Annotated in this window: 19 protein-coding genes; 15 read left to right on the top strand and 4 right to left on the bottom strand. The window is 50.1% G+C overall.

Annotation, left to right across the window (positions count from 1 at the left end; translation table 11 throughout):
- Nucleotides 1–3 precede the first annotated feature (3 nt).
- Nucleotides 4–1,071: a 3-deoxy-7-phosphoheptulonate synthase gene (locus EOE65_RS08865; protein ID WP_127693950.1), complete on the bottom strand. Its 1,068-nt coding sequence runs from the start codon at nucleotides 1,069–1,071 to the stop codon at nucleotides 4–6.
- A gap of 271 nt (nucleotides 1,072–1,342) precedes the next feature.
- On the opposite strand from EOE65_RS08865, the gene dsbD reads away from it, so the two are divergent.
- From dsbD to EOE65_RS08820, 9 genes are all read left to right on the top strand, one after another.
- Nucleotides 1,343–3,229 carry a protein-disulfide reductase DsbD gene (gene dsbD, locus EOE65_RS08860; protein WP_240656952.1) on the top strand — a complete coding sequence of 629 codons (1,887 nt, stop codon included), beginning with the start codon at nucleotides 1,343–1,345 and terminating at the stop codon, nucleotides 3,227–3,229.
- Nucleotides 3,230–3,627: 398 nt separating this feature from the next.
- Nucleotides 3,628–6,351 carry a bifunctional glycoside hydrolase/polysaccharide deacetylase family protein gene (locus EOE65_RS08855; RefSeq protein WP_127693949.1) on the top strand — a complete coding sequence of 908 codons (2,724 nt, stop codon included), beginning with the start codon at nucleotides 3,628–3,630 and terminating at the stop codon, nucleotides 6,349–6,351.
- 18 nt (nucleotides 6,352–6,369) lie between these two features.
- On the top strand, nucleotides 6,370–9,783 hold the full coding sequence (locus EOE65_RS08850) for a tetratricopeptide repeat protein (RefSeq protein ID WP_164847060.1): 3,414 nt from the start codon (nucleotides 6,370–6,372) through the stop codon (nucleotides 9,781–9,783).
- An 11-nt stretch (nucleotides 9,784–9,794) separates the two neighbouring features.
- Nucleotides 9,795–10,322 (top strand): protein PelC, encoded by a 528-nt coding sequence (locus tag EOE65_RS08845; protein WP_127693947.1) that lies wholly within the window; start codon nucleotides 9,795–9,797, stop codon nucleotides 10,320–10,322.
- Complete coding sequence (locus EOE65_RS08840) at nucleotides 10,319–11,620, top strand: PelD GGDEF domain-containing protein (protein ID WP_127693946.1); 1,302 nt, start codon at nucleotides 10,319–10,321, stop codon at nucleotides 11,618–11,620. Before EOE65_RS08845 ends, EOE65_RS08840 begins: the two co-directional genes overlap by 4 nt.
- The gene (locus EOE65_RS08835) at nucleotides 11,617–12,516 is read left to right on the top strand and encodes a tetratricopeptide repeat protein (RefSeq protein ID WP_127693945.1); all 900 of its coding nucleotides are present in this window, start codon (nucleotides 11,617–11,619) and stop codon (nucleotides 12,514–12,516) included. The genes EOE65_RS08840 and EOE65_RS08835 overlap by 4 nt, the downstream gene beginning before the upstream one ends.
- Complete coding sequence (pelF, locus tag EOE65_RS08830) at nucleotides 12,513–14,012, top strand: GT4 family glycosyltransferase PelF (RefSeq protein WP_127693944.1); 1,500 nt, start codon at nucleotides 12,513–12,515, stop codon at nucleotides 14,010–14,012. The genes EOE65_RS08835 and pelF overlap by 4 nt, the downstream gene beginning before the upstream one ends.
- Entirely contained in the window at nucleotides 14,000–15,373 is a 1,374-nt protein-coding gene (gene pelG, locus EOE65_RS08825) for an exopolysaccharide Pel transporter PelG (protein WP_127693943.1), read from the top strand. Before pelF ends, pelG begins: the two co-directional genes overlap by 13 nt.
- 50 nt (nucleotides 15,374–15,423) lie before the next feature.
- Nucleotides 15,424–16,800 (top strand): L,D-transpeptidase Cds6 family protein, encoded by a 1,377-nt coding sequence (locus EOE65_RS08820; protein ID WP_127693942.1) that lies wholly within the window; start codon nucleotides 15,424–15,426, stop codon nucleotides 16,798–16,800.
- Between the two features lie 48 nt (nucleotides 16,801–16,848).
- Here EOE65_RS08820 and EOE65_RS08815 read toward each other — a convergent pair whose 3' ends face one another.
- Both EOE65_RS08815 and EOE65_RS08810 read right to left on the bottom strand, forming a co-directional pair.
- On the bottom strand, nucleotides 16,849–17,505 hold the full coding sequence (locus tag EOE65_RS08815; protein WP_127693941.1) for a CoA transferase subunit B: 657 nt from the start codon (nucleotides 17,503–17,505) through the stop codon (nucleotides 16,849–16,851).
- 15 nt (nucleotides 17,506–17,520) lie between these two features.
- The gene (locus tag EOE65_RS08810) at nucleotides 17,521–18,222 is read right to left on the bottom strand and encodes a CoA transferase subunit A (protein ID WP_127693940.1); all 702 of its coding nucleotides are present in this window, start codon (nucleotides 18,220–18,222) and stop codon (nucleotides 17,521–17,523) included.
- Between the two features lie 154 nt (nucleotides 18,223–18,376).
- Here EOE65_RS08810 and EOE65_RS08805 point away from each other — a divergent pair, with 154 nt between their 5' ends.
- Nucleotides 18,377–19,261: a LysR family transcriptional regulator gene (locus EOE65_RS08805; RefSeq protein WP_206052641.1), complete on the top strand. Its 885-nt coding sequence runs from the start codon at nucleotides 18,377–18,379 to the stop codon at nucleotides 19,259–19,261.
- Here the strand turns inward: EOE65_RS08805 and EOE65_RS08800 are convergent.
- The gene (locus tag EOE65_RS08800; RefSeq protein ID WP_127693939.1) at nucleotides 19,258–19,743 is read right to left on the bottom strand and encodes a CreA family protein; all 486 of its coding nucleotides are present in this window, start codon (nucleotides 19,741–19,743) and stop codon (nucleotides 19,258–19,260) included. The two genes, EOE65_RS08805 and EOE65_RS08800, sit on opposite strands and share 4 nt — an antisense overlap.
- A 94-nt stretch (nucleotides 19,744–19,837) precedes the next feature.
- On the opposite strand from EOE65_RS08800, the gene EOE65_RS08795 reads away from it, so the two are divergent.
- From EOE65_RS08795 to EOE65_RS08775, 5 genes are all read left to right on the top strand, one after another.
- A complete protein-coding gene (locus tag EOE65_RS08795) occupies nucleotides 19,838–20,395 on the top strand; it encodes an LOG family protein (RefSeq protein ID WP_127694044.1) in 558 nt (185 codons plus the stop codon).
- Between the two features lie 6 nt (nucleotides 20,396–20,401).
- A complete protein-coding gene (locus tag EOE65_RS08790) occupies nucleotides 20,402–21,331 on the top strand; it encodes an AEC family transporter (RefSeq protein ID WP_127693938.1) in 930 nt (309 codons plus the stop codon).
- Between the two features lie 37 nt (nucleotides 21,332–21,368).
- Complete coding sequence (locus EOE65_RS08785; protein WP_127693937.1) at nucleotides 21,369–22,280, top strand: alpha/beta fold hydrolase; 912 nt, start codon at nucleotides 21,369–21,371, stop codon at nucleotides 22,278–22,280.
- Nucleotides 22,277–23,449, top strand: coding sequence for an AAA family ATPase (locus EOE65_RS08780; RefSeq protein ID WP_127693936.1), 1,173 nt, complete (start codon nucleotides 22,277–22,279; stop codon nucleotides 23,447–23,449). The genes EOE65_RS08785 and EOE65_RS08780 overlap by 4 nt, the downstream gene beginning before the upstream one ends.
- A gap of 64 nt (nucleotides 23,450–23,513) precedes the next feature.
- Nucleotides 23,514–23,771 carry a YrhK family protein gene (locus EOE65_RS08775; protein ID WP_127693935.1) on the top strand — a complete coding sequence of 86 codons (258 nt, stop codon included), beginning with the start codon at nucleotides 23,514–23,516 and terminating at the stop codon, nucleotides 23,769–23,771.
- Nucleotides 23,772–23,773 lie beyond the last annotated feature (2 nt).

The raw sequence follows: 23,773 nt of genomic DNA, 5'->3' as shown, positions 1-23,773 counted from the left end.
TGACTAGCGAGTTGTCAGTACACCTTTGAGTTTCTCGTGCATTTGTAGCAGTGTTTTCTCAGTGGCATCCCAGTCGATGCAGGCATCAGTAACAGAAACGCCGTACTCGAGATCGGCTAGGTTATCCGGGATCGACTGGTTACCCCATGCCAAGTTGGATTCGATCATTAAGCCAACGATCGACTTGTTACCTTCAATAATTTGGTTGGTAACGTTATCAGCAACTAAAGGCTGAAGTGCTGGATCTTTGCTAGAGTTAGCATGGCTGCAATCAACCATGATATTTGGCTGCACGCCAGCTTTCTCTAGTGCTTGCTCACACAGCGCAACGCTAACAGAGTCATAGTTTGGCTTGCCGTTACCACCACGCAGCACAACATGCCCGTATTGGTTGCCCTTGGTGCGAATAATAGATACCTGCCCATCTGGGTTAATACCCAAGAAACTATGTGGGTGGCTAACGGATTTCAGGGCATTGATAGCCACATCTAGGCCGCCATCAGTACCGTTTTTAAAGCCCACTGCACAGGATAAACCAGACGACATTTCGCGGTGTGTCTGAGATTCAGTTGTACGCGCACCGATAGCAGACCAAGCGATCAGATCTTGCATGTACTGAGGTGAAATAGGATCCAGTGCTTCGGTTGCCAGTGGTAGCCCCATCTCTGAAAGATCGAGCAGTAGCTTACGCGCTTTATGTAGGCCCTCTTCAATTTCGAACGAATCGTTTAGGTGAGGGTCGTTAATTAAGCCTTTCCAGCCAACAGTCGTACGTGGTTTTTCGAAATACACACGCATGACGATATAGATCGTTTCGTTAACCTTCTCAGACAGCGCTTTTAGGCGCTTACCATATTCGATGGCAGCATCCACGTCGTGAATAGAGCATGGGCCAATCACAACAAACAAACGCTTGTCTTTACGGTCTAAGATATCGCGGATAACCTGACGCCCTTCCATAACAGCAGCTGCAGAGCTGTCTGTGATCGGGAGCTTTTGTTTCAGACCTTCCGGCGTTACCAAGACAGAGTGAGATTCTATATTGAGGTTTTCTACCCGATTATCAGTCATGGTGCATTTCCTGAAGCATTAACAAGTGCAAGTTTCAGCTCACACGTTTTCTAAGGGCCGATACTTTTACCATAATTACATGAAGTTTATAAGGCTATCTGTGATCTTCTGGTGAACAATACGACGAATGAGTAGTGTTAGAATACAAAGGTGCTAGTAAAGCATTGAGCTTTAAGTGGAAAAAAACTTTAAAATGGGCAGTAAAGCGCGAACTCTTGTAGGTGTTACGAGTCCATAGCCCACCGGTCAGTCGTGTAGGAGTAACTCAACGGTGTTGTTGAACAGTCGTCATTTTGCATCGCTATTTTTTATGCTGAGCCTGCTATTCTCTCAGCTTGCTGTAGCTAATTTTTTTGAGAGCAGTAGCAACCCATTTGGAAAAAGCCAGCAGGATGGACCGCTGCCGGTGGAGGAGGCGTTTGTCTTTAGTCCCGAAGTAGGAGAGGACGGGCGCGTCGTGCTGCGGTGGCAAATTCCTGAAGGCTACTATCTGTACCGTGATCGCGTACAGGTCACCCCTCCTGACACCATTGAGGTTGTTTCGCGCTCCAATAGCACAACAGATACAAAAGACGACCCGCTGTTTGGCACCGTTGAGGTATTTCATTACGACGCCGAAGTGGCGCTGCAGCTCAAGAGCTTGCTAGAAACGCCAGCTGATGGCGTTTTAAGTGTTAGCTATCAAGGTTGCTGGGAGGGGGGTATTTGTTATCCACCTGTTAGTAAAGAGCTTCCCGTTTCAGCGGTGCCGGCTAAGTTAACGCCGATAAGCGCTGCGAGCGTACCTGCAGCTACCACTTCCAAAGCTAGCGGTGCTCCCGTATCCGAAGTGGCTCCTCGTGGTGGTGTTAGCGAACAAGACAAGTTCGCCCAGTTGTTATCCGGTAAGGATTGGTTGTTAACACTTGGCGCTTTTTTCCTCGCAGGTTTAGCGCTTTCGCTAACGCCCTGTGTTTTCCCAATGATTCCTATTATCTCCAGTATTATCGCAGGCCATGGGCATCGCATCACAACGCGAAAAGCGCTGGGGCTCTCCACGGTATATGTACTGGCTGTGTCTGTTACTTACACCATTGCGGGCGTCTTAGCAGGGTTGTTTGGTGAAAACTTGCAGGCTGCTTTCCAAAACCCATGGATTATTGGCTTCTTTAGCGCAGTTTTTGTTGCATTGGCACTGTCAATGTTTGGCTTTTATGACCTCCAGCTGCCAGCATCTTGGCAAAGCCGTCTCAGCCAGCGTAGCAATGACCAGAAGGGTGGCACAGTGACGGGTGTTGCGGTGATGGGATTGCTATCGGCGCTGATTGTCGGTCCGTGTATGGCGGCGCCATTAGCGGGTGCGCTGATCTACATCGGTCAGTCAGGTGATCCAGTCATGGGTGGTGCGGCGCTATTTGCTCTGAGTATGGGGATGGGAGTGCCCATTCTATTGGTGGGTACATCGGCAGGAAAGTTACTTCCCAAAGCTGGCCTTTGGATGGACTCTATCAAAGCAGGTTTTGGCGTCCTGCTGATTCTGATGGCCATTTGGATGCTCGATCGTGTTGTTTCTGCGCAAGTCACCATGGCTCTCACAGCCATCGTGCTCATTACCACTGCGATCTACATGCGCGCACTGGACCAACTCTCTTCAGAAGCGAAAGGTTGGCATCGTCTATGGAAAGGCATGGGGGTGCTGATGCTGCTCTATGGGGTAGCGCTGATGATTGGGTTACTATCAGGAGCGAGTAGCATGGTTTACCCGTTGCAGTCTCTGGCGTCTGCTAATGGCGCAGTTGCACCGAGCAAACAGGTGGCCTTCACCAAAGTGACGACCATGGCGCAACTGGAGCCACTGCTTGCGGATGCTAAGCAACAAGGTAAACCCGTTATGCTCGACTTCTATGCTGATTGGTGTGTGTCGTGCGTCGAGTTAGATACATTCACTTTTTCAGATGCCGCGGTACAACGCTCACTTGATGCCTTCGTATCGATCAAGATTGATGTGACATCCAACGATGATGCAGCTAAGGCCCTTAACAAGGCGTACAGCGTTATTGGGCCGCCAGCCTTGATCTTCTATGATGCTCAAGGTGAGTTACGCCCAGAGTATACGGTTATCGGTATGATCAGTGCTGACGATTTTATTGGTCACATTGCGCCGTTGGCGGCGCGCTAGTCGCGCTTGTGAAGGGGAGCCTACTATGGCTCTCCAGACTTTCTTTAGTCCCTCCTCGAAAAAAGCTGTCTAACGCACTCCTCTGACCTCCAGTTCGTTTAGCTAATACGCCCTCTTCTTTGTGCTTTCATAAGCATTCGTCTCTCTTTGAAAGCAGTCTTCGCTGGGCGGTTTGATCTGTTCCGCAAAGTTTTATGCCACAGAACAAGTAACTTCTTAATTAGTAGTATTTAGATCAAAAAACTCCTTCTAAATCATGCGCTTTTATAGAAGAGCAGCTATGCTGACAGCGAGGCATCAGAGTTAAGATAAGGTTCAACTGAGACTGTTATTATTTTCAGACAGTGTTTGAAAATAAGTTTAGATCGAAAGTTGCGTGGCTACTGAAGGAGTTTTGTTTGCGTTTTCTCATCTCTTTGTTTTTCTGCCTCATTGCAACCTCTAGCATGACCGCTGCAAGCACTGGTCTCGAAAAGAAGCATCGTTCGATTGCTTTTTTCTACAGCCCTGACCTGCCGGTACAGGAGGCGTCGCTCTATCCTCGGCTTGTTGTTCAGCCCAACGCCATCGAAGCATGGCAGCTTGAGTTTTTGCACCAGCGCGGCACGCAAGTCTATGCGTACCTAAGTGTGGGTGAAGTCGTTGCCGATAGCTCAGCTCCCATTTTGGCGGTAAATGAGAATTGGGGTACTCAAGTGCCCGACCTCACGAGCTTAGAATGGCAGCGCTCATTGGTAGCTAAGGCGCAACGCTATCAGGAGCAGGGGTTTGACGGTCTCTTCCTCGATACGATGGATAGCTTTCATTTAGTCGGTGCCGAGCGATTTGAGCCTCAGCGTCAGGCGCTACTTGCGATTGTTAAGCAACTCTCAGCGCAGATGGCGGGGAAACTCATCTTTAATCGCGGCTTCGATATTCTTGATGAAAGTGTTGGACTGGCGGAGGCTGTTGTCGCTGAAGGGCTATATAGCCACTACAACAACCAGCGAGATAGCTATGGCGAGTCTGACCCGGAAGGACGACGTTGGCTGATGGGGCGGCTCAAGCACGCAAAGTCGCTAGGCTTTGATGTGCAGGTCATCGATTACGCGCAGGCTTTGCCAAAGCGAGAGGCGATGGCTGACCGCATTAACAAAGCTGGGTTTAAGGCATGGGTAACCGATGGGCAGCTATCGGAATGGGGCACTAGCTCATTGCGGCCTGTGCCTCGTAAGCTACTTGCGCTCTATGATAGCCGCGATGAAAGCTTCGTAATGAGCCAGATTCACAAGCACCTCGGTACGATGATTGAGTATCTTGGCTACAACCCTGTTTATATCGATCTGGCTGAGAGGCTACCGCCCAAGGCCGACCCTGCATTGTATGCTGGCGTTGTGTTTTGGCCTCGACAGCATGGGCTCTACTCCGAGCAGCTAGATGCCTGGCTGGGCGAGGCTATGCACAAGATTCCAATGCTTATCTTAGGGTCTGCGCCAACCAATGCTGGCTTACTGCGTCAATTCGGTGTTAAGCCTGCCACAGCAAAAGCACCTTTTAAGGTGCACCGTCTTGACCCCGCGATTATCGGTGAAGGTGCGGTCGAGTGGGATCGGCAAGATATCGACCAGTATGTGCGAGATGACTCAGTTACAGGCGAAGTGCTCTTCTCGTTAAAAGATGCCTACAACAAAGAGATCGTCCAAGCGATTAAAACCGATGCGGGCATGTTGGTACTTGGCCTGTGGCCAATCGATCTACTGCCAAACGGAGTGATGCGTTGGCGTCTTGATCCTATCTATCTACTTAAAAAAGGTCTCGGCCTGCAAGACATTCCTGCGCCTGACGTATCGACAGAAACTGGACGCCGTTTACTGCTTGTACACATTGATGGTGATGGATTCCCAAGTAAGGCGTTTATTAAAGGGACGCCGTTGGTGCCCAAAGTGATACTTGATGATGTACTGCGTAAATATCAGTTACCAACCACCGTATCTGTTATCGAAGCAGAGGTGGGCCCGAAAGGCTTATACCGCTTCCAAAGTCCGAAACTAGAAACATTAGCACGAGAGATCTTCTCGGAAGACTACGTTGAGATGGCATCGCACTCATTTAGCCATCCATTTTTCTGGGAGTATCTGGTGGGGCGCTCCAAGGTGGATGAATCAGAGACGCTTTACGGGTTTCACTTGGATGTGCCTGGCTACGAGGTTTCACTTGAGCGCGAAATTACCGGTTCCATCGATTATATCAACAGCGCGCTTGCCCCCGAAGGAAAGCGCGTGAAGATGGTGCTGTGGACTGGGGACGCTACCGCTCGCGTTGAGGCTCTCAGGCTGGCAAAAGCTGCCGGCGTGTTGAATGTGAACGGCGGTGTTACTTATACCAATAAGAATCATCCGTCGTTATCTCAAGTTTGGCCTGTTGGGCGTCCAGAGAAAGAGGGGTTGGTTCAGTTGTACGCGCCAATCATGAACGAGAACGTTTATACCAATGACTGGACTGGACCGTTCTATGGCTTCCGCGATGTGATCGATACGTTCAAAAAGACGGATGTTCCTTATCGCCTCAAGCCTATGAATATCTACTATCACTTCTATTCGGGTACGTATCCTGCAAGTGTGAAAGCGCTACAAGCGGTATATCAATATTCGATGGAGCAACCCCATACGGCTGCTTATCTTTCCGAGTACGCTGAGCGCGCAAAAGATATCTACGATGTGGCGTTGGCAAAACACGCCAATGGTAGCTGGGTGTTAGCTTCTCAAACTCTGAAGACGGTTCGTTTCGATCAAGAGGTGGCTGTCACCAATCTTGGTAGTGAGGGCGTTGCGGGGTTTGTCGCGGAAAAAGAACGGACCTATGTCCATCTTGTTGGTAAGAACCCGGTTATTGCGCCAGGAAAGTGGAGCCGAAAAGCCCCTCGCGTTGTTGATGGGAATGTTTTACTTGAACGCTGGCAACCGCAGGGTAATGAAACGCTGTTAGATTTCACCGCTTATGAAGCGGCAGAGCTGGCACTTGCTTTATCTGGCCGTTGTTACTATCAGGCGAATGGGCAGCGTTTTACGCCGAAAAAAGTGGGGAGCAAGCAGGTATTGCGTATGAGCAAAGGTGTTTATCGAGGCTCACTGGTTTGCCGTTGATAGGGTTGGGTAATGAGTATGGAAACTGAATTCGACGAGCAACAACCGTTTATTCGTAAACGCTATGTTTTTATTCTGCTGCTAGTGATTGTTGGGGCCCTTTGGGTAACTTATAACCAATACAGTAGCCGGCAGTTAAGCCCTGTTGTAGCTGCTCAAAAAGCGCCGAGTCAGGTAAGTTCTGCATATTTGAAGGCAGAAACTCTAACGCAGCCTGATAACGCAGATGCCGCGTTGCTTAGAGCTCAAGATTTGATCGATCAGGGCAAATATACCCAAGCAAGCGCCCTATTGGAGCCTTTGGTGCAGCGTCATGATACGCGGGCTGAGCGTTTGCAGCGGGCGATTCTGTATGGTGCTTGGGCGAGTGTCTCCGGCGCGGATAAACATGAGCTTGAGCTACAGATCCGCTCGACAATTAAAGGTCTAACACCTGCTCAGGTCACGGCTGATGATCTGGCGGTTGCAAGAGCGCTGGGGATGAACCGCTGGTTGTCTTTCTATTATGAAGCCCAGGGTGATCTATTGGCAGCCGCGCAAGCCCTGTTAGCGGCAGGCGATGGTAAAGCTGCCATCACGCTCTTTGATGAGGCTGTGACGCCTGCGAACCTGATGGAAGGTATTGCCCTCGCTCAAGCGGCTGGACAGCACGAACGCGCGATTGAATGGTTACAACGCTATCCAGAAGCTTTGCCTGATTACTACGACCAACTGCTAAAATTAGCGGAAGTTGTCGGTCGCACTGATTTGACCAGTTTGCCCGATAACCTTTTTCCCGCTCACTTTGAGCAGCGCGAAAAGTGGCTAGAGCCTGCAATCAACAGCCGCATCGCCGCAGGAGATTTGGCTGGCGCGCGTCAATTGGTTGATCAAGTGGTCGAGAGCCGCCCGTCTGATAGCTCACTAAGATATCGTCGTTGGCAATTGCAGCTTTGGTTGGGTCATCCGGAGCTTGCGACACAAGATGGTGCTTGGTTGCTTGCCCATGCTCCGAGCGAAGATGTGTTCAATGAAACCATTAGACAGGGTTGGGCGGCATATGAGTATGAACAGCTTACCCAGTATTACCGCGATTACACGCAAACAAACCGCATTCGCGACCCTGAAATTGGCAAATGGGTCGAGGCGCATGAATTGGCAGGCACGCCTGAAATGGGCATTACTGATCTGCGCAATTATGCGGCACGGTTTGGCTACAGTCAGATGTTACTAGACTGGGAGATTCATCTGTTGGAGCGCACGGGGAACATGGCTGACATGCCCGATAAATTGAGCGTTTTCAAACAGGTAGGTTTAGCGAATAGTCGCCAATATCACAGTCTTGCAATGGCGTTTGCTCTTAAGCGTGACTATGCCAATGCGTATCATGTACTGGCTTCTGCGCCACTGGCGGTTATGCAGGATGACGAAGATTATTGGAGCATGCTAGCTGAGATGGCTTGGCGTATCGGTGATGAACGCGCTATCGCACGCAGTTATGCGGAGTTGATCAAGCGCGGTGAGGCTCAGGAAACCGAGAAAGCTCGCTACCTTGAAGCGAAGTTTGGCAAAAATGTCGAGTCGAAGCTTGATTGGCTCTGGCAAGATTTTGACAAGGCTCCGGATGCTAGCAAGCTAATCCAAATCGCTTCACTGACAAGCCGCTCGGATCGAGACGCAGACATTAAACGGTTAGCTCAAGCGGTAGATGCGTTTCGTAACGAGCCTGCCAGCTCAGATGTTTATACTGTGCTTGGGCAGCTTGCGTTAGCAAGTGGTGATATCCCACAGGCGGAGCAGTATCTTGATCACGCTATCGAACTAAACCCCAACAACGTATCTGCTCACCAATCGCTTGGTTGGCTCTATCTTGAAAAACGGGATGAAGCCCTAATGCGGCCTTTCTACTACCGTTGGTCAGATCAATGGCCAAATCAGGATTGGCGCTTATTGCTTGCGGGGATGAGTGATGCACTTGGTCTTGATCGGCAAGCTATATTTCTTTATCAAAAATCGCTTGCTAACGATAGCGATAACATCGCGATCCTATATCAACTGAGCGAAGTGCTATTACGCACGGACCAAATTGACGCTAGCTGGCGCATTCGACGCTATATCGCGAGCCGCTTATCGAAGCTAGAAACCATGCCGGACTATATTGCTGATGCGGTCATCGAACAGTTCTTCGGCTCAGCAAGTGCCGCAGCATTTGCCGCGCGCCGCTGGTTGCAGCAGTCAAGTGAAGAAGCAGACCTTGCTTTGTTGCGGTTGCTTGGAGAAGGGCGATCTGAATTTGGGCGCTATATGTTCGGCCGCCAAGTTTGGCACGAGATCGATCTGCCCGGGTGGTTCCAGTTATCCCAAGCTCTGCAGCGGAACGACACACAGCGCATAGCGGCGCTGTTAAAAGAGTTGGACCCCAACGCGCTACCAACATTAGATCGTATTGCCGCGATGAGAAAAATGGGCCTCTTCGCAGAGGCATTCCAACTGGCAGAAAAGCAGCTTGAAGATCAGGATTACCCGGCAAATCAGAAGCGTCAGCTATTCAGCGAATGGTATGGTTTGCGCCGTTATCATAACCGCAGTTTTAGCGCTTCGTATTCGAGCAATCGGGATGATGACGAGCGCCTACGTCTCACGTTGAACTTCCCATGGCGTAACCTACAAGTATCGGCTGAGCTGGAGCAGTACAAGTACCGCCGCAGAGAAGACACTGAAAGAATCAATTGGCAGCTATCGCTGCAGCGTTTCTTTGCTGATTCTGAGTATGGCCTGCAAGTTAGCGGTGATAACGCAGAACTCGGCAGCCGGGTTGGAGCAACATTCACTTACCGCGCGCAGATGACACCCTATCTTGTTTGGGGAGTTGAGGCGGGCTTCAACGAAGAGAACAAACAAAACAAAGCGTTTGAGCGTGGTGCGGCTCAACATCGCGTGGCGATGACGGCTGAATACCAGATCTCTGCGCGTACTCGCGCATCGGCAAAAGCGGCACTGCTGCGTTATCTGGATCGAGACCAACATACACTGAGCGATGGCGCGGAGATTTCGCTGCAGCTCAGCGAATCGCTAGCAGCAGGACATACCCACCTTGAGATTTACGGTGATGTGACTGCGCAGTTTTTTGATAAAGAAGGGGTGCTTGGAAAACCAGATGAGCGACGCCCATTGGTTTTGGATCCCTATCAACGTATCGCTGCGGGTGTTCGCGTTGGGCAAGGTTATATGGGGCAGCGGCCTTTAGTTCATTCCGCTAACCCGCGTTGGGAAGCTGACCTATCGGTTGGGTACCGCCCCAAGCTGTCGCGCTTTGATTATGCTGCTAAGGCTCAGATTGGTTGGCGCTTGAGCGGTGATGATCAACTGTCGTTGGGTGTTGAGCATCAATCAAAGCCGCGCTCAGGCCGCGACAGCTCAGAAGTTAAACTCGATTATACGAAACAATTTTAAGGACTTTTGATATGAAAAAGTGTGCTCTTGCTCTACTCGCAGTGACCGCATTGGCAGGATGCTCAAGCCACTACAGTGGCCAGTCTTTTGCGCTGTCTGAGAACGATGCAGTTGTGTTGATGCCACTAGTGAATCATTCGACAACACCACTCGCCGGTGAGAAAGCCGAAGATATCCTGCGCAGTCTCTGGATTCAGCAAGGCAACACTGCGTTGACAGTTTACCCTCGTGGTACTGCGGCGAATGATGGCCTGCCAGATTTGGATGATCAGAAGCGCTATGAACGTGTTCGTGGCTGGTTAGCCCAACAGTCAGCAAGTTACTACTTGAGTGGTTCGGTTTCGGAGTGGCGCTATAAGTCGGGTTTGAGCGGCGAGCCGACGGTTGGCTTGACTGTTAATCTGCATCGCACTAGCGATGACCAAGTTGTTTGGAGTGCAACTGGCGCTCGCAGTGGTTGGGACCGTGAGAGCTTATCGGGCACGGCACAAAAGGTTATGGCAAAAATCCTATCTGATATTGAGATGGAAACAGAGTGATTAGAAGCGTCTGGCGTACAATCAGTTTATCGGGTTGGCAGGAAGCCCTCGGGTTAACGCTGATGGCAGTTGTACTGCCATGGCTGTTGTTCCCGAGTGATCCGCTGTTACTGGAAACACACTTTTTCTGGCCCATCATTGGCCCGTTGCTGGTGGCGTTGCGCTATGGTTTCGGTTTAGCGCTTTGCAGCGTTTTGGGTGTGATTTTGTTTCAGCTCTGGGCCTTGATCAGCGGTGTGGCCATTTATATCGATCCATACCCCTTTGAAGCGATCGCTGCTTATGTATTGGCTGTCTTGGTGGCAGGCGAGTTTCGCGATGCCTGGGCGCGCAGGATTGAGCAACTCGAAAAGAGCTATGCCTACTCCCAAGGCCGTTTACGCTCTTTTGCTGCTAACTATCATCTGTTGCAAACCAGTCACCATCGCATGGAACAAGCGATGGCGGGCCATGCTTTAAGCTTGCGTGAGTCAATGCAATCGATCCGTAATATTTTTGCAGAGCAAAAACCGAGTCTAGAGGGGTGTGCGAGTCAGGTATTGGATCTCTTCGTCGAGTATGGCGGCTTCCAAACTGCCGGGCTTTTTGGCGTCAATAACGGGAACGTAGATGCAGAACCTGTGGCCTCTGTCGGTCGTTTCTCAGCGCTGATCCGCGGAGATCAAGTGATGGCTCAAGCGCTAGAAACTGGGCATGTTATTGCGGTTGATCAGTCGACGAACCCCGATAAAGAGCACTATCAGTTGGCGGTGCCTGTTTGTGATGCCGCTGGTACATTGCACGCAATTGTACTTGTTGAACAAGTACAGTTTTTCTCGCTTACCGATCAAAACTTAACACTACTAGCGGTGATGGCCGGTCACATCGGCGATTCGTTGCGCGAGTCCTACGAAAACCCCTTACTGGTCGCGGCCGATAGAGCATACTTTATGCGCTGTATTGAGCGAGCCCAGATTGATGCAGAACAGCATGGCGTCAGTTGCCAATTGATCAAGGTGTCTTCGCAAACGGCCGATAAAGAAGTTCGGTTGCTCTACCAATATGTTTCATCAACCCGTCGTGGACTCGATCTGTACTTTCAGCAGGATGAGCAGACGTGGTTGGTGCTGATGCCTCTGACAGAAGAGAGCGATGCGCGCGCATTTTTACATCGTTTGGAGCGCTGGAGTACTGAGCGGCTTGGGAAAACTCTGGATGAAGTGGGTGTTTCAATCGAGGCTCCACTTAGCTTTCCGTTGGCAACCCATACCCTTGCGAGCATGGTTAACCAAGCAGCTCCTGAAGAGAGAGTCGCATGATCGCGGTTGGGCTGTTGGCTTACTTAACGACTGCACTTGTCGTCGCGCTTGTGGTTTGGCGTAACTTACCAAGCTCTTACCAATTGGGCGGAGCTAAAGGGTTTGCTTTGCTATTGTCTCTTAACCTGTTCTTGCCGGTCTTGGGCATGTTGTTTACGGGTATTATTCTGCTGTTTAGCCTCTATTTTCCTGAAGATCAAAAGGCTGTTAATACTCGGCAGTTCGAAGTGCCAGACCTGCCCCATACGCCTCAGGAAGAGGTTGCACCGCTCTATTCGCATGGCGGATTACGCGCCGTATTAAAACACGCAGATAGCTCGGACAAGCGCCAAGCCGCAGTGTTGTCCACGCGCCATATGAAGGATAAAGACGCGATTCCAATCTTACGCTTGGTCCTCAATGACTTAGAGGATGACGTACGTTTGTTAGCGTATTCGTTACTTGACCAGAAAGAGTCACGTATCAATGCCAATATCTATTATCTCAATCTTTTGTTGGGTCAAAAGACGGGTGTCGATAGAAAAGCCCGTATTCTGCGTAAGTTGGCCGAGTGCTATTGGGAGCTAGGCTATCTTGGTATCACTGAGGGAGAGTTGAAGCGCTTCGTGCTGGCCGAATCAGTCCGCTACGGTGAGGAGGCGATCTCAATTGCTGATAACTTAGCCACTCGTCTGCTGCTTGGGCGTGCTTATCTTGCCCTTGATGATCCTGGGGCAGCACGCGAGCATCTTTTATTCGCATTCGATAGCAACAGCGCCAAACAGCAAGTGTTGCCCTATCTTGCGGAAGCAGCCTTTAAGCAGAAGCGTTATAACGAAGTGAAGCAATACTTAAAGGATATCCCACAAGTGCAACAAAATTTGGCACTACGAGCGGTTAAGGAGTACTGGTCATGAGTGCTGATGTTGTTTTGCTGCTGGAAGGTACCTATCCGTATGTACGTGGTGGCGTTTCCAGTTGGGTGCATCAGATCATCCAAGGTATGCCACACCTCACATTCCACTTAGTCTTTGTGGGCGGTGATCCCGAATTTTATGGTGAGCAGAAGTATGAGTTACCTGACAATGTGGTGGGGCTCGATACCCACTACATTATGGATGAGTCTTACACGAAAGCGCGGGCCTCAAAAGGTAACGCTTCGGCGTATGACAAGTGGAAGCGTTTTGAAACTTACTTTCATGATACTCAGGAAGCGGTGCCCACTGAGTTGCTTCGAGAGATGTTCTCTTTGTTGGGTGACGATAGTGGTATCCCTGTGCAGGACTTTATGCATTCGAAAGAGGGTTGGCGCGCTTTAGTTAAGAGCTATCGAACCTATTGCCCAGACTTCCCATTTACCGACTTTTTCTGGGCCTATCGCAACCTTTATTTGCCATTGTTGAAATCAGCAATCATCGCCAGAAGTTTACCAAAAGCGCGTTTGTATCATTCGATATCAACGGGCTACGCAGGTTTCTTGGGTGCGGGCGCTAATGCGCTTCATGGTACGCCGTTACTTATTAGCGAGCACGGTATTTACACGAAAGAGCGTAAAATTGATCTTGCCCAAGCAAACTGGATAGCAGGGGATGATCAACTGGTTGAGGAAGGGCTCGCTGTCAATATGGGTTATATCCGCAGGATGTGGATACGCTTTTTTGAACAGCTTGGCCTGAGCGGATATCACGCTGCCGCCAAAATTACAGCGCTCTATGCAGGTAATCAGCGCCGCCAGCTAAAGGATGGCGCCGATGCACAAAAAACGCTGGTTGTTCCAAACGGTATCAATATCGAACGCTACAGCGATGCGCTGGCCAGCCGTGGTAAAGAGATTCCTAAGGTGGCGGGTCTCGTTGGGCGTGTGGTTTCGATCAAAGATATTAAGACCTTTATCCGTGCGCTACGTCACGCCTGCGGCACAGATCCACAGATTAAAGGATTAATCATCGGTCCGTATGACGAAGATCCGGGCTACTACGAAGAGTGTCGCCAGTTGGTGGATACCCTAGGCCTTGCCGACAAAGTGACCTTTATGGGGATGCAAAATGTTGCCGAGATACTGCCTCAGCTGGGCGTGATGGTCTTAACATCGATCTCGGAAGCGCAGCCTTTGGTGCTATTGGAGGGTATGGCTGCGGGCGTACCGTTTGTGGCGACTGATGTGGGTTCGTGCCGTGAAATTGCCGAGGGTATGACCGACGCAGATCAACAGCTCGGTCAGGCTGGAACGGTTGTGCCGATCGCATCGCCGCAAAAAACCGCCGACGCCATCGTTGAGCTATTAAATGATCAAGATAAGTGGCATGCCATGCAGCATGCAGGGTTGGCGCGCGTCAAAGCCATCTACGATGAAAAGATGATGTACGAGAGCTATAAGCAGCTATATAGCGAGGTGATGGCATGGCCGGAATAGGGTTTGAGATTAAGAAAATCCTCAAAAAGAACTCGCTTCTCTCGGTCTTCGAAGCATATGGGTATGCTGGGCTTATCGGCTCTGGGCCTTGGGTTTTATCTATCTTAGCGATGGTCGTGGTTGGCCTAATCAGCATCGGAGTCATGGTCTCCCAGCAGATGCTGATCCAGTTTTTGGTATCGGTAACCTACCTAATGGCCGGCTCGCTGATTCTGACCGGTGGTTTGCAGCTCATGCTGACCCGGTTTGTGTCTGATCTATTATTTTTAAAAGCAGATAAAGAGGTGCTGCCTAATGTTCTCGGTGCGGTTACGATTGTAACGCTCGTATCCGGCGTGTTGGGTTTTGCTGCCATTCCGTTATTTCCGGAAAATACTCTGTTCTACAATCTCCTTTTAGCAGGGTCGTTTGTCGCGCTCTGTAACCTTTGGATGATGGTTATTTTCCTGTCCGGGTTGAAAGAATATAAGCTAGTTTTAGCTGTGATGTTAGCCGGCTATACCTTGCTTGTGATTCTTTCTGCGCTATTAAATGGTTTTCAGTTAGAAGGGTTGATTACGGCGTTCTTCTTCTGCCATGCATTTCTGTTTTTTGCCTTCCTCGCCATTGTCATCCGTAAGTATCCTGCATCGGGTAACCTAGTATCCTTTCGTTTTCTGGATAAAGAGAAAGCGTTTTATAGCTTGTTTTTGTGCGGCACGCTCTACAATTTAGGCGTTTGGTCAGACAAGTTCGTATTTTGGTTCTCGCAGGCTACATCAGAACATGTGGTTGGCCTGTTTCGGGCGAGTTTGATCTACGACATCCCGATTTTCCTAGCTTACTTATCGATCATTCCCGGAATGGCTGTGTTCTTAGTGCGTATCGAAACAGACTTTGCTGAGCAGCATAGCAAGTACTACCAAGCGGTGCTGGGGAATGCGACGTTGAGTGAAATCTTAGCGATCAAAAATGAGATGATCGCTGCGGTTCGACGCGGTATCTACGAGATCTTTAAGATCCAAGGCATTACCGTGATTGCCCTGCTGATTTGGGGTGGTGTGCTGTTAGAAATGTTAGGTATCGATTTAGAGTACCGCGCATTGCTCAATGTGGATTTAGTGGGAGTGGCAGTACAGGTCATCTTCCTGAGTATTCTTAATGTGCTGTTTTACCTTGATAAGCGTTGGGTTGCTAATGCGCTTACAGGGTTGTTTTTTGTCGTTAATTTGTTTTTTTCGATGTTATCTATCAAACTCGGGCCGGCATTCTATGGGTACGGGTTTGTGCTAGGTGTTTCTGTACCCACTATCGTGGGTTTGTTGTGGCTTAATAAAGTATTCAATGATTTGGAATACGACACATATATGCTGCAAAAGTAAGTTTTATCGGTTCGGTTATTTGTTTTTTGGTTCTTTAAAGGGTGAGAGTTATGCAGTCCGAGAACTCGGTGCGGTTCGTGAAATGGGGTATCGCAGCGGCCGTGATAGGCAGTGTTTTAGTCGGCGTGAGTGTGGTGAGATCTGGAGCGCCAGAGGAGGTGACTTACGATGCTGCCGATAAAGCCAAGTGGACGACGAGAATTCTAAAACACTCGCGCTCAGGTAATATCGAAGATGCGCTGCAGCTTCTAGAAACAGCGACGCAGCGCCAACTGATGAGTGATCTCGATTCAAGGCTGTTGAAAGGGCAATTGCTGATTGAGTTGCAGAAGTATGAAGAGGCCGAGCGTGTTTTGACGGCTGCTGCGAATCAATACTCTGATAGCTACGAGGCACATAACAACTTAGCTATCGCCTTATCTCGGCTGGGTAAGTACGAACGCTCGATGGATATGCTGGTCAAAGCGCTAGAAACGCATCCGGGGTACCACAAAGTTTATGAAAACATAAATAGCCTCTCTGCAGCGATGACATCAGGTGCCTATCTCAAGGCTCTCAAACTTGAAAACAACGCACGCGTCGTGCCTATGAGCTACCTTGGTGGTAGCGATCAGATAGCTCAGGTAAAACCTTCAGTGTTGGCAGAACAACCTAATATTGCCGGTAAGGGTGATCAGGTTGAGCGTCAAGCCGATAGCGAAGCGGCAGAGAAAACTCAGGCGTTGTTAGCTTCGACGCAGAGCTTTTTGCAAGAATTAGACAAGTCCGGCGCTGATCAATTTGAGTCTAATGAAAAAACGCTTGAATCAAGCGCTTCCGAAGCGCAGCTAGCATCCAGCGAAAACGAGGCTGTTCAGCAGCGAATCGTCTACCCAGAAGATGAAAATTCAGGTGTGACAGCACAGCAGAAGGTGGCGGCAAAAGAGGCCAGCAATGAGGTACTAGCGTTACTTGATGACTTGAATATCTCTGAAGATAAAGCTGTTGAAAAAGAGATGGCAGCGGTAACTGACGTTAAAAAAGCTGCACAAGTTGCTCAGGACACGGTGAGCCAAGAAGCGATTACCGCCAGTGCAGATGACTACAGTCAAGCTATTAGTGAGCAAGTTCAGGCATGGGCGCGAGCGTGGTCAACCAAAGATCTTGAACGTTACTACAGCAGCTACGTTAGTGACTACTCTTCGCGCCGTTACGCGACCAACAAAAAATGGCGTAAAGAGCGCGCTAAACGTATCAACCGAGCTAAGAATATTCAGGTTGGTATCGGTGAGCTGAGTGTACAACTCGTTAATCCAAATACCGCAACGGCCACCTTTGTGCAGTCCTATCAAGCGAGCAACTATGCGGATAAGACTCGTAAAGAGTTTCGTTTGTTAAATGTTAATGGGGAGTGGTTAATTAGCGAGGTTAAAACCATCCCGATATAACAGGCAAAAAAAAGCCCGGACAATGTCCGGGCAATGCGCTACAAGTGTTTAAAAGACCATTTCGGGAACTTCATCTGGCACAATTAATTTACCAGCTGTTTTCTCGACGATCTCTTCAACGGACACTCCAGGTGCGCGTTCTTTTAGAACAAACGCACCATCTTCAATCTCTAAATAAGCTAGGTCAGTCAGTACCTTTTTAATGCATCCAGCGCCTGTGAGTGGCAATGTGCATTTTTCTAGCAGCTTAGAGTCGCCATGCTTAGAGGCATGGGTCATCAGTACAATAATATTGTCTGCACCAGCCACCAGGTCCATCGCGCCGCCCATCCCTTTGATGAGTTTTCCAGGGATCATGTAGGATGCGATGTTGCCCTCGATATCGACCTCGAAAGCTCCCAGTACTGTTAAGTCAACATGACCGCCACGGATCATGGCGAAAGACTCTGCAGATGAAAAAATTGACGCGCCTGTTACCGTTGTTACGGTCTGTTTACCAGCGTTGATCATGTCGGCGTCAACTTCTTCTTCGGTTGGGAACTGGCCCATACCGAGCAAGCCATTCTCTGATTGCAGCATGACATCCATGCCCTCAGGGACATAGTTTGCAACCAGTGTTGGGATACCAATGCCCAAGTTTACGTAGTAACCGTCTTGTAGCTCACGCGCTACGCGCATTGCCATCTGTTCGCGAGAAAGTGCCATTGTTTGTCTCCTCCCTTAAGCTTGGCGCACAGTGCGTTGTTCGATGCGTTTTTCGAAGTTGCCTTGGATGAGGCGGTCAACGTAGATACCCGGCGTGTGAATCTGGGTTGGATCAAGTTCGCCCGGCTCAACAATCTCTTCGACTTCGACAACTGTGATCTTGCCAGCCGTAGCAGCCATTGGGTTGAAGTTCTGTGCCGTGTGGCGATAGATAACATTACCGAAGCGGTCCGCTTTCCAGCCCTTAACGATTGCGAAATCACCTTTGATCGACTCTTCAAGAATGTACTTGCGGCCATCAAATTCGCGTACGTCTTTACCTTCACCTACCAGCGTGCCGTAGCCTGTTGCTGTGTAGAATGCAGGGATGCCAGCACCACCGGCACGCATCTTCTCCGCTAGGGTGCCTTGAGGCGTCAGTTCAACTTCAAGTTCACCTGCTAATAGTTGTTTCTCGAACAGCGCGTTTTCACCGACGTAAGAGGAGATCATCTTTTTGACTTGGCGATCTTCCAGCAAGACACCAAGACCGAAGCCATCAACGCCACAGTTGTTGGAAACGATGGTAAGCTCCTTAGTGCCTTTGCGCTTGATTTCAGCGATCAGGTTTTCTGGAATGCCGCACAAACCAAATCCACCTGCGATGACGGTCATACCATCTTCGAGACCCGCCATAGCTTCTTCGTAGCTACCTACTACCTTATCGAAACCGGACATTGATATCCTCCATGTCAAGCTGCTTGTTGTTTGTTGTTATCAGCCAAAAATTTCAGAGCGCTCTAAATTTGGGCTGTGATGTTGTTTGAGTAGTTTTATACAACGGTTTATATTTATCCAATGAAATTATTCAAACAAATAATAAATTTTTTTAATGAATATAACCGTTAAACAACTGCGAGCATTTGTAGCCGTTGCGAAAACACGCAGCTTCACTGAAGCCTGCGACCAGCTGCACCTCTCTCAACCGGCGCTTAGCGTTGCAATTAAAAACTTAGAGGACGCCTTGGGTGGGCAGCTGTTGGCGCGTACGACACGCACATTAGCGCTAACACCCGAAGGAGAGGCCTTCTATCCGACGGCGCAGCGCCTTCTGGCTGACTTAGATGAAGCATACGAGGAGATGCACAACCGCTTTTCGCTCTTTCGTGGAAAAATCGCGATTGCCAGTATGCCGTCGTTTGCGTCGAATCAGTTGCCTGCGGCACTGAAAATCTTTCGGGAGCGCTTTCCTGCAATTAACGTGATGGTCCACGATGTTATCGCCGAAGATGTCGTTGATATGGTGCGCACCGGGCGAGTCGAGGTGGGAGTGACCTTTGACCCTGACGATGCAGGTGATCTGAACTTTCATCCGCTGTTTGATGATCGATTTATTGCAGTGATCCCAACGAACCATCCCTTAAGTGCGCAATCAGTGGTGCGCTGGCCAGATTTGCTAGAGGATGATTTTATTATCTTGCAGCGGCCATCGAGTGTGCGCCTGTTGGTAGAAAACAAATTAGAGTCGCAAGGGATGACCTTAAACCCACAGTATGAAACCCATCAGCTTGCGACGATTGGACGTATGGTTGCGACCGGTTTGGGGGTGAGTGTCGTGCCTTCCCTCTGCTTACGGCAGATGGAGGAGCTTGGCGCACTCTGCCGCCCGTTGGAGGCGCCGATCGTCAACCGGCGCGTTGGTATCCTCACGCGCAGGCGCTACCCACTCTCTACCGGCGCGCGTGAACTGGTTGATGTGTTAGCTCATGCGTTTTAGCTGTTAGGGCTTTGCTCATCTAGTTGTTGCCACACTGGGTTACCCCATAACGGCACCGTAGACAATGAGTGCTTATGGCTACCGTTAACCTCTTTGGTGGAGTAGCTCACGTAGATGAGCGTTTTGTTTTTCGCATCAAAGATTCGGCGCACCTTGAGTGACTTAAAGAGAATACTTTTTGATGCTTTAAAGATCACTTCACCGCCTTTGCCGCGATCAATCTGGTCGATCATCGCTTTGGTGATTGGCCCGGTTTGTCGGCAAGCAATGGACATATCAGAGGGATCAGCGAAGTCTAGGTTTGCTTCGACATGGGCGATATGGCAACTCACGCCTGATATGTCTGGGTCTTGCACGATCTCGAGCTTGATATCTTTAGTGGTGAACACGCCCAAACTCACTTCGCCTACCTCCGTGTCAGAGCAGCCAGAGAGTGTGAGTGCAGCAGAGATGAGTAGTGAACCAGCGGTGAGTTTTTTCATAGAGACCCCGAAAAGATTGTCGAAACTGTACCTAGCTCACATCTACCGATGTTTGCTAGGCTCGATGATCTTCTCATATTGGCGTGAATAAGTGATGAAAATAGCAGTATTTTGTGGCTCGAGCCCTGGCAAAAATAACCTTTACCGTGAAGCTGCGGACCAGCTTGGGCGCTTCCTCGCAGAGCAGGGCCACGTATTAGTATATGGCGGTGGGCGCACCGGTTTAATGGGGCAGGTTGCTGATAGCGCTCTGGCTGCCGGTGGTGATGTGGTGGGTGTTATGCCTATCGCCTTGACGGAGAAAGAGATTCAACACCCTCATCTGAGTGAGCTACATATCGTTGCAGATATGCATGAGCGCAAGGCAAAAATGGCTCAGCTTGCCGATGCATTTATCGCCATGCCTGGTGGCGTGGGTACGATGGAGGAGATCTTCGAAGCGTGGACTTGGGCACAGCTTGGCTACCATCACAAACCATGCTGTTTTCTCAATGTGAATCGCTACTACGATGGGTTGTTCACATTTATCGATACGATGATCAGCCAAGGCTTTATGCGCCCCGAGTACGGCGAGATGGCGCAGATTAGTGATGATCCGGCACAGCTATTAGCGATGATCGAGAGCTACACACCACCGAGTGATAAGTGGTAGAGAATCATGCCAGATAGCTTACTTGCGGTGCTGCCGCTGTTTGTCGTGATCGCTGTGGGGTATATCGCTAAGCAGCGCGTTTTTGATAGCCAGTTTTTGCCCGGTATCAACCAGTACGTCTATTTTATTGCTGTTCCGGCACTGCTTTTTCAGGCGGCTAGCCAGCAATCACTCGCTAGTTTGTTTAATCCAGCCGCTTGGATTGCGTTTGTATTAGGTGCAGCTTTGACAGCCGCGGTCGCATTGCTACCGCTTATGTTACGTGGCCAAATGGAGCGCGAGGGGCTGATTTTACGGGGTCTGAACAGCATTTTCGCCAACTATGCGTATATGGGTATTCCGCTCTCGTTTGCAGTGCTTGGGGATGCGGCTTACGGCGCAACGGTGAGTATTATCCTTGCCGGTAATATTTTGCTGATCGGCGGCGCGCAACTGCTGATCGAGGCAACACGGCAGTCTGGCTTAAACCTGTTGGCGGTTTGGCAGGTGATCGACCGCGCTATGCTCAGAAACCCTATCTTTCTCGCAACGGTTGCAGGGCTGAGCGTATCATATCAACAGTGGACACTGCCACAAGTGGCGTTAGATAGCCTTGCTCTTATCGCCCCTTCAGCGGTGCCTGTGGCACTGTTCTGTTTAGGAGCCAGCTTGCAGTTTAAGCGCACGGCGCTGCGCATAGGTGAGGCGATATGGTTGATTTTGATAAAACTCATCATACATCCTTTGCTAACGCTGCTAGCTTGTCTCTTGGTGGGCGTAAACGACCCGATATGGCAGATGACTATGGTACTGTTAACCGCATTGCCTACGGGTGCGTTGGCCCATGTGGTGGCTATGAAGTACCAAGTCTTCGAGAAAGAGACCTCCCAGTTGGTGGTATTCTCAACCGTTTTATCCTTGTTCAGCGTACCCATCTGGTTAGATGTATTGAGTTAGGCGCATAGCTAGCATGTTGTAGAGGGAAGGAGAACCAATGCAAGCGATTACAGAACAGTTGACCCAGTGGAGTCATGCGATTGAAACAGGTGAACTCAGAGGGTGGATGACGCCTCATTGTGGCAATAACGGGCGTCCGGTGATCTTTTTTCTGCACGGAAATGGGTTGTCCAGCCTGACGTATTGGCCTTTTCTTGAGAAATTCCAAGACCAGTATGATCTCTTTTTAGGCGCGGTGGCAGGACACGGCGACAGTGACGCACCAAACCCAAAACAACCACCGAGCTGGAACAAGATGGCGGCGCAAGCGTGTGAAGCGTTGCAGGCGCACCGTGCATCATGGGCGAAAGACACCCCTGTGATTGCGATGGGGCATAGTTTCGGTGGTATCTGCATCACACTCATCAATGCACAGCAGCCCGGTATTTTTGATCAACTTGTACTGCTTGACCCCGTGGTGTTTCCAAAATCTACCATCGCTGCTGTTAGGCTGGCGAATATACTTGGGCTGAGTCATCACATTCCTCACGCTAAGAAAGCCTTGCAGCGCCGCAATAGCTGGGCTTCACGGCAGGAGGTACATCGTAGCCTCAAAGGGAGAGGTGTATTTAAGACGTGGCAGGATGATGCGTTGAACTGCTATATCGATCATGCCGTGCGCCCCGGGAGTGCCGGTACGTGGGAGTTGCGCTGCCCTCCATGGTTGGAAGCACGTATCTTCTCTAGCTCACCTAAAGGACTGTGGAGTGCAATTGGCAAGTTGCCGGCGCACACACAGATTGTACACGCAACGGACACCTTTCCATTTGTCCCCAAAGGCGTGGCTAAAGCTGAGCGTGCAAACCCCAATATTCGTGTTACGCAAATTGAGGGTGGCCACTGCTTTATGCAAGAGGACCCGGATAAAGCTCATAAGTTAGCTAAAACCCTGTTGGCGTTCCCGCGATGATTACCGCGCTAGCGATCAATAACTATCGCTCGATACTCTCGTTAGAGTTGTCGCTCGGGGCGCTCAACGTAGTAACCGGAGCAAATGGATCTGGGAAATCCAACCTCTATCGTGCGTTGAGGTTACTTGCCGAAACGGCGCAAGGTGGCGTTGTAAATGCGCTTGCCAAAGAGGGTGGGCTGGCATCAACGTATTGGGCTGGCCCAGAGGTGATCTCTAAACGTATGAAAGAGGGTGCCGTGCCAGTGCGGGGCGGCCCGTTGCAGAATACGAAACGCTTAAAACTCGGCTTTGCGACCGATAGCTTTGGCTATGCCATATCCCTTGGCTTGCCGATTCCTAGCCAGTCGCTTTTTTCGCTGGATCCAGAGGTGAAACGCGAAGCGATCTGGAATGGTGAAGTGTACCGTCCAGCCGGTGCTTTAGTTGATCGAGAAGGGCCCCATGTTAAAGTGCGTGACCGCCGAACGTGGCGCACGGTATCCAGTCATTTAAACAGCTTCTCTAGCATGTTTGATGAAATAGCAGATCCTGTGAACGCACCAGAGGTGCTGCAGATGCGTGAGATTATTCGCGGTTGGCGTTTCTATGATCACTTCCGGACTGACCTTGACGCACCTGCGCGAAAACCGCAACTAGGAACACGTACATCTGTTCTCAGCCACGATGGGCATGATCTGGCGGCAGCGATTCAAACCATTCGTGAAATCGGCGATGCGCAGGCACTGGATAAAGCGGTGAGTGATGCATTTCCGGGAGCGCGTCTGCATATTGATGCCCAAGAGGATGGTCGCTTCTCATTAGCTTTTCAGCAACACGGTTTATTACGCCCACTTACAGGGATGGAGCTTTCGGATGGTACCTTGCGCTACCTCTTGCTAGTTGCTGCGCTGTTAACACCAAGGCCACCCTCGTTGATGGTACTTAATGAGCCCGAAACCAGTTTGCATCCTGACCTCTTGCCATCGTTGGCGCGGCTGATTATATCGCTTGCGGAGCGTACCCAAGTTTGGGTGGTATCCCATGCGCCGCGTTTGATCAGTGCGCTCAATCAATCGCCGCTGTGTAACGGCATCACACTAGATAAGCAGCTCAGCCAAACGGAAGTGGTGGGGCAAGGTATGTTCGATGCGCCGCCTTGGCGTTGGCCAGATAAAGGGGGGCGATAACGGGTTTGCAGAGATATCCGTCGTTTGTTAGGTTTTAAAGACATTTCAATCTTTAGGAGGTGATGTGTCAGGCAACGATCCAGAACTCGATATTGACATTGGCAATCGCCAGATCATCATTCAGCGCCGTTACGAGGTGTTAGGCGCCCTCAACGACTTCGTCATCGCAGTGTGGTTTCTAATCGGCAGTTTCTTTTTTCTCAACAATGCTCTGCAAGAGAGCGGCACGTGGTTGTTTATCGTGGGGAGTGCCCAGCTCATCATCAAGCCACTTATCAAACTCATCAGCTTGATCCATATCGGGCGCCTAGAGAAACAATGACG

Origin of the sequence: Neptunomonas marina, from assembly GCF_004005935.1 — a bacterium.
Taxonomy (GTDB): domain Bacteria; phylum Pseudomonadota; class Gammaproteobacteria; order Pseudomonadales; family Balneatricaceae; genus Neptunomonas; species Neptunomonas marina.
This window is presented reverse-complemented; position numbering and strand designations above follow the sequence as displayed.